Below are 13,900 nucleotides of genomic sequence, written 5' to 3' on the forward strand. Positions count from 1 at the left end.
CGTGAGTTTCTGTGGCGAGGGAGCTTGCTCTCGTTTGAGTGCGCAGCGCTCACAAACGCTTGGGGCCGCTGCGCAGCCCAGCGGGAGCAAGCTCCCTCGCCCCAGTGATCTTCGCTGGCCTGCACTGTCGAGACATACCATGACCGACGCCATTCTGCTGGAACGCGAACGCGGTTTACTGACCCTTCGCCTCAACCGCCCCGACAAGAAAAACGCCCTGACCGGCGCGATGTACAGCCGTCTCGCCCAAGCCTTGAAGCAGGCCGACAGCGATCCTGAAATCAATGCCGTGCTGATCACCGGCAGCGCCGATTGTTTCACCGCCGGCAACGACATCGCCGACTTCATCCAGCAACCGCCGAGCGACCTCGACAGCCCGGTGTTCCACTTCATGCTCAACCTGCTCGAATGCCGCAAACCGGTGATCGCCGCCGTGGCCGGCGCAGCGGTGGGCATCGGCACCACGTTGCTGCTGCACTGCGATCTGGTTTACGTCGCCCGCGATGCTCGCTTGCGCATGCCGTTCGTCAATCTCGGTTTGTGTCCGGAGTTCGGCTCCAGTCTGATCCTGCCGCGTTTGCTTGGCCAAGCCAAAGCGGCGGAGTTGTTGCTGCTCGGCGAAGGTTTTACCGGTGAACAGGCGGCGCAGTGGGGCATTGCCAGCGAGGCGTTGGGCAGCGGCGAAGCGGCACTGAACAAGGCGCGGGAGATGGCATTGCGTTTCGACGAACTGCCGCCGGAAGCTGTGCGTATCAGCAAACAACTGATGAAAGCGCCGGACCGCGAGCTGATCCGTCAGGTGATCGAGGAGGAGGGCGCATTGTTCACCCAGCGGTTGCGCTCGCCGGAGGCGCTGGCGGCGTTGACCGGGTTTATCAAACGGCATTGAAAGCTTCGCTGACTGGGCTTGCCAGCGATGAGGCCTGAATAGACGCAACACCTTCCGGAGCAGAAAATGAAAAGCCCCGACACTCACATGCCGGGGCTTTCGTTTTTCAGCGCGTCACTCAGACCTGCGGGTCACCCACGTGCAGGATCTTCATGCCGTTGGTGCCACCGGTGGTGTGGTAGCTGTCGCCCTTGGTCAGGATGACCCAGTCGCCTTTTTCCACAACGCCGCGCTTGACCAGCTCGTCGATCGCTTTCTGGCTGACTTCGTTCGGTGCCAGCGAAGCCGGGTCGAACGGAACGGTATACACGCCACGGAACATCGCCGCGCGGGCCTGGGCTTCGCGGTGCGGGGTGAAGGCGTAGATCGGCACCGAGGAACGAATACGCGACATGATCAGCGGGGTGTAGCCGCTTTCAGTCAGCGCGATGATCGCTTTCACGCCCGGGAAGTGGTTGGCGGTGTACATGGTCGCCAGGGCGATGCTTTCGTCGCAGCGCTCGAACTCTTTGCCGATACGGTGGCTGGAGGTCTTGCTGGTCGGGTGCTTTTCAGCGCCGACGCAGATGCGCGCCATCGCCTGAACGGCTTCCAACGGGTACAGACCGGCAGCGGATTCGGCCGAGAGCATCACGGCGTCGGTGTAGTCGAGCACGGCGTTGGCCACGTCGGACACTTCGGCGCGGGTCGGCATCGGGTTCTGGATCATCGACTCCATCATTTGGGTCGCAACAATCACAGCCTTGTTGTGGCGGCGTGCGTGCAGAATGATTTTCTTCTGAATGCCCACCAGCTCGGCATCGCCGATTTCTACACCGAGGTCACCACGGGCAACCATCACCGCGTCGGACGCCTTGATCAGACCGTCGAGGGTTTCGTCGTCGGCCACGGCTTCGGCGCGTTCAATCTTCGCCACCAGCCAGGCGGTGCCGCCGGCTTCGTCGCGCAGCTGACGGGCGTAGTTCATGTCGGCCGCGTCACGCGGGAAGGATACGGCGAGGTAGTCGACTTCCATTTCCGCAGCGAGCTTGATGTCGGCCTTGTCTTTTTCAGTCAGGGCCGGAGCGGTCAGGCCGCCACCGCGACGGTTGATGCCTTTGTGGTCGGACAGCGGGCCGCCGATGGTCACCACGCAGTGCAGTTCGGTAGCGGTGGCGGTTTCGACGCGCATCACTACGCGGCCGTCGTCGAGCAGCAGCTCGTCGCCCACACCGCAGTCTTTGACCAGATCCGGGTAGTCGATGCCGACCACTTGCTGGTTGCCTTCGGTCAGCGGATGGCTGGTGGAGAAGGTGAACTTGTCACCGATCTTCAGCTCGATGCGCTTGTTGGCGAATTTGGCGATACGGATTTTCGGGCCTTGCAGGTCACCCAGCAGGGCGACGAAGCGACCGTGCTTGGCAGCCAGGTCACGCACCAGCTTCGCGCGAGCCTTGTGCTCGTCGGGGGTGCCGTGGGAGAAGTTCAGACGGGCAACGTCCAGACCAGCCAGAATCAGCTGTTCGAGAACTTCCGGCGAGTTACTGGCCGGGCCAAGGGTGGCGACGATTTTGGTACGACGGACGGACATGCAAAGACTCCTGAGTTCAAGCGCTAGCAGAGGCTACTATGCTCGACGGGTGTAGTCATTGTTCGTTTGCACTACTTTTTGTGAAGCGCTTCGTTAATGCATTCTTTTTTTGAACACGACAATCGGCGCAATCGGTTCTGAAGATTTTCGGCTCCGGGTCGATACACTGCTCAAGACAGGAGAACCCTCATGCGATTGTTGCCCATTGCCGCCCTTGCCCTCAGCGCCCTTGCTGCCACGGGATGTACCCGTTGGGCGATGAACCATCATCTGAACAACGCCTACAGCGCCTATGACCGGGGCAATTGCGAGCAAGTGATGCTCGAACTGTCCAAGGTCGAGCGCGACAGCCGCGCCCGTCCTTATGTGTGGCCAGAAGTGTCGATGATGCGCGGTCAGTGCCTGGAACGGCAAAAGATGTACATCGACGCGGCGCAGACCTACCAGTTCATCATCGCCTCGTACCCCAACAGCGAATATGCCTTCCGCGCCCGTGCGCGCCTGGAAACCTTGCAGAGCCTGGGCCATTACCCGACGCGCAGTGCGGCGGCGGTGCCGAGTCCGCAACGCTTTTGATGTCGGGTGCCATACAAACGCTGGCTGACTGTACAGGTTGAGCTATAGTCCAGTGATCCGGTTTAGAGTCTGGCCTCTAAACATGGGGCAACACCTGCGACTGGTTGATGTTGAGGCGATGGCGTATTGGCGACCATGCCACCGGAAGCGGGGAGAGCGTGCCTGAGACACAGGCGTGTTCCGAAGCAAAGGTGCGGCTCTGTAATGGAGCCTTGCATGGCGTACCTCGCATGTTTACCGACCGACGAATCGAACGGCACCAGTTGCCGTACTTCCTCAGGGTGTTCAACAGCGTCACCGACAAACCCATCGGTTTTCTGGGCAATGTGTCCGAAGACGGGCTGATGCTCATCAGCCAGTTGCCGATGATGACCGGTGTCGATTTCAGCCTGCGTCTCAAAATCCCGTTCGGCGATGGCTGCCAGCAGGTCATCGACCTGACTGCGTACTGCCTGTGGTGCCATGAAGACGCGACCCCGATGCACTACGACGCCGGCTTCAGCCTGCAACGCCCGCCGCCGGAATATGCGCAACTGGTGCAGGCGTTGAAGCAGTACTTCAGTTTTCAGCCCCTGCCGGCGTCCGCCTGATACAGCCAAAACCAAAGATCGCCGCCTGCGGCAGCTCCTACAGTGGGAATGCCATTTTCCTGCAGGAGCTGCCGCAGGCGGCGATCTTTTGATCTTCAAGCCTTCAAGGCAATCGCCCGCTCACTGTCCAGTGTCTTCTCCGCCAGCAACAAACCCATCTCGCTCAACTGATAGATCGCCATCGCCAGATGCCGTGGTTTGTCTTCCAGGCTGTCCGCCAGATCCAGCAGCAGAATGCTTACCGACGAGAAGGTTTCGTAGGTCTGGATGGCGATGGCTTCGGGGTTGAGGTCGGGGGCGACAACGAACATCTGCATGCCGCGATCCACGGAATTGCGTGAGGGCGATTTGGGTTTAAGGTAGTGGTCGAGGGCGCGTTCTGCGGCTTCCTGAAACCTCTCTGAATCAGGGGGGAGACAGCTGGAAGTCGCGTCAGATTCTGGAGGATTTGATGTTGTACTGTTCATGGCTTTATATCCTTTTTGCTTGGCTTCCAGTTCGGGTGAACGCGAATGGAAACTGCTATGAAGAGGTTATTCGGCCGGGGGGAGGTGAGCTGTTCGGCTCACCTAGAGACGTCCTGCTAACAGCTAAAATGTTACTAGCCTGACTGAAGCTACTGCCTCGACATTGCCCCGGACAATTAATTTCGACCGCTGATCGTCAGCGGCCAAGATCAAGTTACGGAGCCTCACCAATGCGTACAAGACAGAGCATTCTGGTGTGTTCGTAGGCAAAGGCGCCACGTCGTGTAGCCTAAATTCCTAGATTTGGGGAAGACTTCATTCGGATGACGGATATGTGTAGCCGTACGCATCCATCTGTTTCATTTCGATATGAGACGGGGGGGATTTTAGGTGGGGTGTTGGAAGGTGTTTCAATCGTCAAATCGCTTCGATAATCACCCTGTGGATAACACCAAAGCGGTCGACAAAATTCATTGAGTTTTTGAGGCCTAGTCCGTTTCCTTTGCTCTGAGTTTCGCCAAGCCCTGCTTGATATAGCCGGCATTTTCTCCAATGACAAAAAGCGCAGAGCGGACGTTTTCTCCGGTCTCGGTAAACCCACTTTCTTCGACCTGGAGTGTTAGCTCCATTAGGGCTGCCTCCAGCCCAAGCTGATTCTGATAAATCCTTTCCAACACATCAGATAATGAATATTTAGTGGGCATTCTTCGACTCCGTTCGAGAGGCTTCGAGCATGGCTGCATGGGAAAATTTAGCGGGCAATCCGATAGCGCGGGATGGGCCGCTTCAAGGAGCGGACTGGCACTCCTTTAAATAAGTGGAGTGAGATACCGATCAATGGAAAAGCCCTTGTATCAGCGGTATTTCCTGTTAAGAAATCTACACCCGCTTGCCAATTTGAAACACCCCGTCAGCGTGAAATCTACAACGTCTATAGGGCTCCAGCTTTCTTCCAGCTTAAGTACATTGATACTAGTTCAGTGTTTAGCTTACTGGTAGGGACATCCAACACAGGTGTGCCATGAGCAATCAGGCGCTCATTCAGTTCGGCCCTAGCGTTTAGGTAATCCACTGCGCCGCAATAGGCCAATGCTTCAGGAAGGGTTTGTACCGAGTCTTGGCGCATTTGGTCGAGCGTTTCTTCACGCAGGCTGACCACTAGCACTTGATGCTGGCGGCTCAGGTATTGGACTGCGTTGGTCAGTTCGCCATGGTCCTCATCCTGCAGGTTGGTCATAAGGATGACCAGTGCCCGTCGTTTCTGACGTGTCAGTAGTTGCCGAATGGCTGCCTGATAGTCCGCCGGACGTTGGCTACTCGCCAGATCGTAGACCGTGTTGAGCAGGACGTTGAGTTGCCCGCTGCCTTTTACCGGAGCTAGATATCGCGGTTGATCGTCTGCAAATGTACTCAATCCCACGGCATCGCCCTGACGCAAGGCGACATAGCTCAGCAGCAGGCAGGCATTCAGCGCATGGTCGAAATGCGACAGCTCGCCATCCTGACTGCGCATGCGCCGGCCACAGTCGAGCATGAAGATGATTTGCTGGTCGCGCTCGTCTTCGTATTCCCGGGCGATCGGTGTGCGCTGGCGGGCGGTGGCTTTCCAGTCGATCTGGCGCAAGCTGTCGCCTTCGCGAAATTCGCGCAGTTGATGAAACTCCTGGCCTTGCCCGCGCCGTTGGCGCTGGCGCACACCGAGCTGGCTCAGCCAGTTGTCCACCGCCAGCAGTTCACCGCCGTACAGGCGCGCGAAGTCCGGGTAGACACGGGTTTGTGCGGGTACGTCGAGCAGGCGTTTGCCTGACCACAGACCCAGCGGGCTGGGCAGGTTGATTTCACACTGGGCGAAGCTGAAGTGACCGCGACTGAGCGGGCGCAGGCGATAGCCCACTTCGCTGAACTGGCCGGGTTCCAGCGCGACCGACAGCGGCAGGTTGTCGAAGGTCAGCCCCTGTGGCACGTGATCGAACATCGCCAGGGTGATCGGCTCACGGAAGTCATGACTGACCTGCAGCCGTACTTCGCTCCAGCGACCCAGTGCCAGGCTGCCGGGCATCTGCCGATGCACCCGGGGCGAGGGCAGGCGCTGCAGGCGAATGGCGTCGAGCAGGGCCAGCAACAGCAGGGCCAGCAGCAACCCCCAACTGATCGCCGACAGGCTGGCGGGTGTCGGCATGTCGAGTGCCTGCACGGTGCCCAGCAGTGTGCCGATGGCCAGCAGAACGGCCAGCCAGATCAGCAGCAGGCGGGACGGTTTCACAGGCGCGGCGCCGGCACTTGGTCGAGCAATTGCTGCAGCACCTGATCCACCTGCAGGCCTTCGATGTCCAGCTCCGGCGCCACGCGCACCCGATGGCGCAGCACCGACAGTGCGCAGCCCTTGATGTCATCGGGGATCACGAATTCGCCGCCGCGCAGCAACGCCCGGGCGCGGGCGCAACGCACCAGTGCGATTGACGCGCGTGGCCCGGCACCGAGGGTCAGGCCGGGCCAGGAGCGGGTGCTGCGCGCCAGGCGCACGGCGTAGTCGAGCACCTGATCGTCCAGCGGCAGGTCGCTGGCAATCCGTTGCAAGGCCTGCACATCCTTGGCTTGCAGGACCGTGCGCAGCGGCTGCACATCGAGCATGTCGGCGCGAGTCGAGCGGCTGACCTGACGCACCATGTGCAGCTCCTGCTCGGCATCCGGGTAGTCCATGCGCACCTTGAGCATGAAGCGGTCGAGTTCGGCTTCCGGCAGTGGGTACGTGCCTTCCTGTTCGATCGGGTTTTGTGTGGCGAGCACCATGAACGGCTGGGCGATGGGCAGCGCCCGGCCTTCCAGGGTGACCTGGCGTTCCTGCATCGCTTCGAGCAACGCCGCCTGGGTTTTCGCCGGTGCGCGGTTGATCTCGTCGGCCAGCAGCAGGTTGGTGAACAGCGGCCCCTTGCGCAGCTTGAACTGCTCGGTGTGCAGGTCGTACACCGCGTGGCCGGTGACGTCGCTGGGCATCAGGTCCGGGGTGAACTGGATGCGCGCAAACTCGCCGCCGAAGCATCGCGCCAGTGCCCGCACCAGCAAGGTCTTGCCCAGCCCGGGGACGCCTTCAAGCAGCACGTGACCGCCGGCAATCAACGCCGTCAGCACGTCATCGATCACGCCGTTCTGGCCGATCAGGGCCTTTTGCAATTCTCCGCGCACCGCTTGCGCCAGCTGGCTGGCACGCTGGCGTTGCTGGGCGGCGTGGCTGGCGCTGCCGGGCTCGATCTGTTCACTCATAGCGTGTTCCTCAAGGTTTGCAGGTGGGCCACCTGGCGGCTGAAATCAGCGCTGCTCATGCGCTGTTTCGGCACCGGGCTCAGGGCCTGGCTGATGGCGCGTGTCGGCTGTCGGGTCAGGCGCGACAGCACCAGCCATTGCTCGGCCACGTTCAACTGGTCGAAGCCGGGATGGCGTCGTCGGGCACGGCGCAGCACGTCCTGTTGCAGGGCTTGCAACAGCAGGTGCTGGCCGTTGTGGCGCAGGATGAAATCGGCGCTGGCGCGCAGGTGTTCCTGCAACTGCCGGCGAGCACGTGGGGCGGGCGCGAGCAGTGGGCCATGGCGTACACCGACGTGCCACAAGCCCAGGGCAATCAGCGCCAGCAGGGCAACGATGGCTTGCGGGAAATAACGCCAGAGCAGGGCGGGCAGACTGTCGTGTTCCGTGCTGAAAACCAGCGTGACGTCGGTGTCGGCGCTCAGGTACCAGAGCAGCCAGGCGTTGTCGTGTTGACTGATGGACGGGGTCTTCCACAGCTCGGCATCGGTGACCACGGTAATGGAGCCGAGGCCGTAGGCCAGTTGCATCATGTGCGTGGCCTTGGCGCTGTTGGCCCAGGCTTGCGCGAGATTCTTCGGGTCTTCCAGATGAAACGCGGTGTCGAAGCCGGCGTAGGCCGGGGCGTCCTCATCTTCCAGGTACAGCTTGGTCAGTTCTGGGTACGGATCATCGGCCAGTTCTGCCGGCGGCGCCTTGAGGTTTTTGCTCAGGGACTGGTGCAACTGCACTCGGTCGAGCAACAGGTCCTCGCTCTGTCCGGCTTGTTTATCCCACAGGGCTTCGGCAACGAACACCAGACGTCCGCCGGCGCGGGCCCAGTTCAGCACCTGATCGACCTGTCGCGGGGTCATCCGCGAGCGCTCGCCGAACAACAGCAGGGTGTGCCGACGCGGATCGATGTCGGGCAGCACCGCCAGGGTTTCGGCATGGCTGACGGTGAGGCCGCGCTCGCGCAGGAACATTTCCGCCGCCAGATACGGGTTGGCCTGGGCGAGCGGCGAGGGGCCGTGGTCGATCACTTCCTGATAGGGCCTGGCCTTGAAGTACAGATAGAGGCTCAACGCTGCGAGCAGGGCGACGAGCAGCCCGCCGATCAACCACGCGTTGCGCCGGTTCAAGGGCGCGCTCCCTGGCCGAACAGGGCACGCCAGCCGTCACACAGTTCCTGTTGCAGATGCGCCGCCGGTACGCGATGACCGTAGGCCATGTTCTGCCAGTGCAGCGTCAGCGTGCGGCTGAAGCTCAGCAGTTCGGGGCGCTGTAATTGTTCGACCCGCAGTAGCACTTGGTGCTCGGTGTCGGCGGGCTTCAAGGTCAGGTCAAAGTCGTGCAGCAGGCGGCTGAGCAAGCCGCGATAGAGCAGACCCAGCGCGGCGCGTGGCTGGGTGTGCCAGAGTTGTTCGGCGCTGGCGGCGATGTCGTCGGGCAGGCTTTGCGGGGTCAGGTCCAGACCGAACGCTTGCTGCGGCGCGGCTGGCCTGACGCGGGCGGGTAGTTTTACCCGGCGGCTGACGAAGGTGCGCAGGAATTCGCGATAGTGCCAGATCAGCCAGCCGACAGCGGCGATCAATGCGCCCCACAGCAGCACCTCAATCAGACTGGCCAGCGCATTGAAACGTTGCCCGTCGAGCCAGCCGAGCAGGGTTTTCAGCCATTGCGGCGCCTCACCGGGCTTGGTTTCGGCCGGGGCGGCCGGGTCGTCGCCGAAGCGATAACGGGTCACGCTTTCTTTGTTCTTGAACGGCGGTTGTTCCAGCAACGCCTTGATGCTGTCGTGCGCGGCCTGGCTGGTCAGTGGTTGCTGCAGCAGGCGTGGCGCCTCCGGTGCGCTGGCGGGATCGACCGCAGCCCAAACCGGTGGCAGCGCTGGCAGCAACAGGCAGACGGCGAGCAACAGACCGAGGGCGCTGCTGTTCAGGCGCTGGCGCAGACGGCGGAACACCAGCTCGATGTCCCACGCTTCGAGGGTGGTGCGCCGGTTCAGATACAGGCTGAAACCGCAGGCGACATACAGCGGTTCCCAGACCACCAGCACCAGCGCATAGAAGGCATTGGTCAGGTGCTCCAGCCAGCGCCAATGGTGATCGGCGTCGAGGATCAATGACTGCCAGTCCCAGTCGGTTTCGATCTGCTGCGGCAGCAGCATGTAGAACAGCACCATCAGGCCGATCCACAGCGCGGTCTCCAGGTGCACGCCGATGATCGTCAGCCATTGCGCGGCGCCGGCATTGCGTTGCAGCAGCACCTGCAGGCGTTGCTGGCGGGCCGTGCCGTCCAGGCCTTCGAGTTGCAGCACCGGCAGCAGGAAGCTGCGGCTCAGGCTCATGCGACGCCAGGTCAGGCTGGCCAGCAGTTGCGGTTTGAGCAACCGGGGAAATTCGCGCAAGGCCTGTTTCAGGGTCGGTGTTTCGCCGAACAGGGCCTTGGACAGGATGTACAGCGGCAGGCGTTCGTACGCCGGTTTCAGCCACCAGAAAATGAACACGGCCAGCGACGGCGAATCCCACAGCGACAACGTCAGCAGGGCGAACAGCGGCAGGGTGACGATGGCCCAACTGGTCATCAGCAGGCGTCGGTGCTGCTGGCTCATGAGCACGCCCAGGTCCATGGCTTCCCAGGTGCTGCGCGGGCGGATTGCGACGGTGGCGTCACTCAGGCGCATGGCGGGTCCTTCCGGCGAACAGCAAGTACGCCGCCACCGCTGCCCACAGCGCCGCACCGACCAGGTATTTGGTCTGCGGGGTGACGCTGGTTTTCGATGACCAATAGGCTTCGACGAAGGCCGCGATCAACAGTAAAAGCATGACTCCGCACACCAGCAGGACGCTTTTGCGCGCCGCTTCCACCAGCGCTTCGCCACGCGTCAGTCGTCCCGGTGCAATCACCGCCCAGCCCAGTTTCAGGCCCGCGGCGCCGGCCAGGGCAATCGCGGTCAGCTCAAACGCGCCGTGGCCGATCACGAACGACCAGAACGTCTGCCCGAAACCGATTTCGCTCAGGTGCCCGGCCACCGCGCCGATGATCAAGCCGTTGTAGAACAGGAAAAACCCACTGCCCACTCCCAGCAGCAAGCCACTGGCGAAGGTCTGAAAGGCGATGCCGATGTTGTGCATCACGTAGTAACCGAACATCACCCAGTCTTCGCTGGCGGCGCGTTCGGCGGAGCGTCCGAGGTGGCCGGCCACCGGGTCGTACATGCTCTGCATCTCGCGCACCTGTTCGGCGGGGATCAGGTTGTAGATCAGCTCGGGATAGCCATACACCAGCAGCGCAAAGCCGATCAGGCTGCCGAAAAACAACAGCGCGGCGGCCAGCACGAAGGGCCATTCGGCGCGCACCCGTCGGGGGAAGTCGGCGAGGATGAAACCCAGCAGGTTGGCGCCGAATCGACTGCGATGCCGATACAGCTGCTGGTGGCCGCGCAACACCTGTTGTTGCAGCGAATCGATCAGAAAACTGCTGTAGCCACGTTCCTGCGCCAGCGCCAGATGCTGGCACAGACGTCGATAAGCCTTGGGGAAAGCGGCCACCTGCGAAGTGTCCTTGCCGTGTTCGAGGCGTTCGAGGGCCAGCGTGAAACGCTCCCATTCGGCCTTGTGGCGGGCTTCGAAAAGACTCTGCTTCATGTCGGACCCAACAAGCCGCGGGCGATGCCGTTGAGTTCGCTGACCGCTTTGGGCGTCGAGATGTGCAGCGGCTGGGCCAGCAGGGCGGCCAGCTCATTGACTCGCGCCGGTGACAGTTCTGTCTGGCGTTCGGCAAAGGCGAGCAGCGCGCGTTGCTCGCTGAGGTTGAGTGGCACCGGCGCGCTGCGCGGCTGGGCGTCGGGTAATTGCGGACGCAGCAGGGGGCGTTCGCTGTAGACCACCAGGGTACCGGCGGCGATGTCGCCCAGGCGCTTGAAGGTCGGATGTTGCAGGCAACTGATGGCGCCGAGGCAATAGCCGAACGGCAGCAGGTCGACGAAGCGCAACAGGTTGCGCAGCAGCGAGGCTGACCAGCCGATGGGGGTGCCGTTATCGTGGATCACCCGCAGGCCCATCCATTGCTTGCCCGGCGAACGGCCCTGGCGCAGCACTTCGAACAGCACCATGTACCACCAGCTGACGGCAAACAGCAGCAGTGAACCGAGGCCCATGCCGAGCTGGCCGAGAAACGCCAAAGCCAGGAACAACACGCCGAGGATGGCGCCGCGAATGCCCAGGTCGATGCTGAAGGCCAGGGTGCGCACCATCAGACCGGCCGGGCGCAACGGCAGGTCGATGCCCTCCGGGGTTTCCACTTGATGGCGGGTATCGAGTGGCGGGTTCAGCGGTGCTTTCCGTGGCGGTGCTGTGTTCTCGAGCATGGGCTACCTGATGGGGCCGGATCGGGAGGCGAGGTCTGTCCGATGCTAGCAGCCTCTTGGGGGAAAACGACATAACTATGTATTGCACATCGTGTGGCGCGCGGTGGTTGAATGACACAGCGCTGGCCGCAATGCCGGTTCAACGCCTAGACTTCGCCGATCTTCAGTTCAGGAACCGCCCGTGACTTCAATTTTTTGGTACGACTACGAAACCACCGGCATCAATCCCCGCAACGATCGTCCGCTGCAGGTTGCCGGGATTCGCACCGACCATGACCTCAATGAAATCGACGAACCGGTCAACCTCTACTGCCAGCCCAGCGAAGACATCCTGCCGCACCCGGCAGCGTGTGCGATCACCGGCATCACCCCGAGCCGGCTTGCCGAACAGGGTTTGAGCGAAGCCGATTTCATGACCCGGGTGCACGCGCAACTGGCCGCGCCTGGCACCTGCGGCGCGGGTTACAACACCCTGCGTTTCGACGACGAGATGACCCGTTACAGCCTGTTCCGCAACTTCTTTGACCCGTACGCCCGCGAGTGGCAGGGCGGCAACAGTCGCTGGGACTTGATCGATGTGGTGCGCGCCGCCTATGCGTTGCGCCCCGATGGTCTGGTGTGGCCGACCGATGCCGAAGGCAAGGTCACCCTCAAGCTCGAACGCCTGACCGCCGCCAACAACATCGACCATGGGCACGCCCACGAAGCGCTGTCGGACGTGCGCGCAACCATCGCCCTGGCGCGGTTGATCCGGGAGAAACAGCCGAAGTTGTATGACTGGCTGTTTCAACTGCGCAGCAAGCAGAAGGTCATGGATCAGATTCGCCTGTTGCAGCCGCTGGTGCATATCTCCGGACGCTTTTCCGCAGCGCGGCACTATGTGGGTGTGGTGTTGCCATTGGCCTGGCATCCGCGCAATCGCAATGCGTTGATCGTCTGTGACCTGCACCTTGATCCGCAAGGCTTGCTGGATCTGGACGCGGAAACTCTGCGCCAGCGTCTTTACACCCGTCGCGATGAGTTGGCCGAGGGTGAATTGCCGGTGCCGCTCAAACTGATTCACATCAATCGCTGCCCGGTGGTGGCGCCGTTGTCGGTATTGCGTGCCGACGATCAGCAACGCCTGGGTCTGGACATGGCGCTCTATCAGGCGCGCGCACTGCGGCTAAGTGACGCACAACAAGTTTGGAAAGATAAAGTTGCGGCGATTTATGCCAGCGAAGATTTCACCCCGAGTGAAGACCCGGAACAGCAGTTGTACGATGGATTTATCGGTGATCGCGATCGGCGTCTATGCGAGCAAGTGAGAGCGGCGGATCCGGCGCAATTAGCGCAAGAACAATGGCCGTTCGATGATGAACGTCTGCCTGAATTACTCTTTCGATATCGCGCACGCAACTTTCCCGATACGTTGAATTCTGCAGAGCAAGAACGCTGGAGAATATTCTGCCAGCAGCGTTTGTCCGAGCCGCAAATGGGCGCGCCTAATACCCTGGAATCTTTTGCCGAGGCCGCGCAGCAATGGGCACTTAGTGCTACGCCGATACAGAATCAAGTGCTCAATGAGTGGCAAAATTATGTCGAGGCATTGCGCAAACGTTTGAATCTTTGAAATCGAACATAGTGCCTCCATGAAAGGCCACGCATAAAAAAACGCCAGCGTATGCTGGCGTTTTTCATGGGCCGCAGAATCAATCGGCGACCGGCGTTGCGGCTTAGCCCAGCAGGGTAGCCCAGCCTTCAACCACGTCACCGCCCCACTTGGCTTTCCACTCTTTCAGAGTCTTGTGGTTGCCACCTTTGGTTTCGATGACTTCGCCGTTGTGCGGGTTTTTGTATTGTTTAACTTTGCGTGCGCGCTTGGTGCCGGTAGTTTTTACAGCGGCGCCACGGGTGCCTTTGGTTTTCGATTCTGGATCCAGCAGGGCGATGATGTCGCGCAGCGACTTGGAGTATTCGCCCATCAGGGTGCGCAGTTTGCCTTCGAATTCCAGCTCGGCTTGCAATTTGTCGTCTTGCGACAGGTTCTTCAAACGGGCTTGCAGCTCTTTGATGGCTTCTTCAGTGGCACGATATTCGTTGATCAACGACATGATAACTACCTTATGTGGAGGTGTTGAATGGCAGGGGACAGTGCCGCAATAATAGTCAGGCTGT

Annotated in this window: 14 protein-coding genes; 4 read left to right on the top strand and 10 right to left on the bottom strand. The window is 61.1% G+C overall.

What is annotated here, in order from left to right; translation table 11 throughout:
- Positions 1 to 139: 139 nt before the first annotated feature.
- Positions 140 to 889, top strand: coding sequence for an enoyl-CoA hydratase-related protein (locus J5M57_RS20325; RefSeq protein ID WP_207847978.1), 750 nt, complete (start codon positions 140 to 142; stop codon positions 887 to 889).
- 118 nt (positions 890 to 1,007) lie between these two features.
- Here the strand turns inward: J5M57_RS20325 and pyk are convergent, their stop codons facing one another.
- The gene (gene pyk, locus J5M57_RS20330; RefSeq protein ID WP_003227610.1) at positions 1,008 to 2,459 is read right to left on the bottom strand and encodes a pyruvate kinase; all 1,452 of its coding nucleotides are present in this window, start codon (positions 2,457 to 2,459) and stop codon (positions 1,008 to 1,010) included.
- A 189-nt stretch (positions 2,460 to 2,648) separates the two neighbouring features.
- On the opposite strand from pyk, the gene J5M57_RS20335 reads away from it, so the two are divergent.
- Both J5M57_RS20335 and J5M57_RS20340 read left to right on the top strand, forming a co-directional pair.
- Positions 2,649 to 3,035 carry a hypothetical protein gene (locus J5M57_RS20335; protein WP_025112748.1) on the top strand — a complete coding sequence of 129 codons (387 nt, stop codon included), beginning with the start codon at positions 2,649 to 2,651 and terminating at the stop codon, positions 3,033 to 3,035.
- Between the two features lie 230 nt (positions 3,036 to 3,265).
- On the top strand, positions 3,266 to 3,625 hold the full coding sequence (locus J5M57_RS20340; RefSeq protein ID WP_064588939.1) for a PilZ domain-containing protein: 360 nt from the start codon (positions 3,266 to 3,268) through the stop codon (positions 3,623 to 3,625).
- Between the two features lie 95 nt (positions 3,626 to 3,720).
- Here J5M57_RS20340 and J5M57_RS20345 read toward each other — a convergent pair whose 3' ends face one another.
- The 8 genes from J5M57_RS20345 to J5M57_RS20380 form a co-directional block, all read right to left on the bottom strand.
- Positions 3,721 to 4,092 (bottom strand): DUF6124 family protein, encoded by a 372-nt coding sequence (locus J5M57_RS20345; RefSeq protein WP_064588938.1) that lies wholly within the window; start codon positions 4,090 to 4,092, stop codon positions 3,721 to 3,723.
- A 488-nt stretch (positions 4,093 to 4,580) separates the two neighbouring features.
- Entirely contained in the window at positions 4,581 to 4,796 is a 216-nt protein-coding gene (locus tag J5M57_RS20350; RefSeq protein ID WP_064588937.1) for a hypothetical protein, read from the bottom strand.
- Between the two features lie 227 nt (positions 4,797 to 5,023).
- Positions 5,024 to 6,355: a DUF58 domain-containing protein gene (locus J5M57_RS20355; protein ID WP_207847980.1), complete on the bottom strand. Its 1,332-nt coding sequence runs from the start codon at positions 6,353 to 6,355 to the stop codon at positions 5,024 to 5,026.
- Positions 6,352 to 7,353 (bottom strand): MoxR family ATPase, encoded by a 1,002-nt coding sequence (locus J5M57_RS20360; protein ID WP_064588935.1) that lies wholly within the window; start codon positions 7,351 to 7,353, stop codon positions 6,352 to 6,354. Before J5M57_RS20360 ends, J5M57_RS20355 begins: the two co-directional genes overlap by 4 nt.
- Complete coding sequence (locus tag J5M57_RS20365) at positions 7,350 to 8,513, bottom strand: DUF4350 domain-containing protein (protein WP_207847982.1); 1,164 nt, start codon at positions 8,511 to 8,513, stop codon at positions 7,350 to 7,352. The genes J5M57_RS20360 and J5M57_RS20365 overlap by 4 nt, the downstream gene beginning before the upstream one ends.
- A complete protein-coding gene (locus J5M57_RS20370; protein WP_207847983.1) occupies positions 8,510 to 10,057 on the bottom strand; it encodes a DUF4129 domain-containing protein in 1,548 nt (515 codons plus the stop codon). Before J5M57_RS20370 ends, J5M57_RS20365 begins: the two co-directional genes overlap by 4 nt.
- Complete coding sequence (locus J5M57_RS20375) at positions 10,044 to 11,021, bottom strand: stage II sporulation protein M (protein ID WP_169842284.1); 978 nt, start codon at positions 11,019 to 11,021, stop codon at positions 10,044 to 10,046. The genes J5M57_RS20370 and J5M57_RS20375 overlap by 14 nt, the downstream gene beginning before the upstream one ends.
- Positions 11,018 to 11,743, bottom strand: a complete 726-nt coding sequence (locus tag J5M57_RS20380; protein ID WP_207847984.1) for an RDD family protein — start codon at positions 11,741 to 11,743, stop codon at positions 11,018 to 11,020. The genes J5M57_RS20375 and J5M57_RS20380 overlap by 4 nt, the downstream gene beginning before the upstream one ends.
- Before the next feature lie 181 nt (positions 11,744 to 11,924).
- Here J5M57_RS20380 and sbcB point away from each other — a divergent pair, with 181 nt between their 5' ends.
- Entirely contained in the window at positions 11,925 to 13,355 is a 1,431-nt protein-coding gene (sbcB, locus tag J5M57_RS20385) for an exodeoxyribonuclease I (protein WP_207847986.1), read from the top strand.
- Positions 13,356 to 13,458: 103 nt separating this feature from the next.
- Here the strand turns inward: sbcB and mvaT are convergent, their stop codons facing one another.
- Positions 13,459 to 13,836 (bottom strand): histone-like nucleoid-structuring protein MvaT, encoded by a 378-nt coding sequence (gene mvaT / locus J5M57_RS20390; protein ID WP_003227581.1) that lies wholly within the window; start codon positions 13,834 to 13,836, stop codon positions 13,459 to 13,461.
- Positions 13,837 to 13,900: the final 64 nt, after the last annotated feature.

Origin of the sequence: Pseudomonas sp. 86_A, from assembly GCF_017491705.1 — a bacterium.
In the GTDB taxonomy this organism is placed as follows: domain Bacteria; phylum Pseudomonadota; class Gammaproteobacteria; order Pseudomonadales; family Pseudomonadaceae; genus Aquipseudomonas; species Aquipseudomonas koreensis.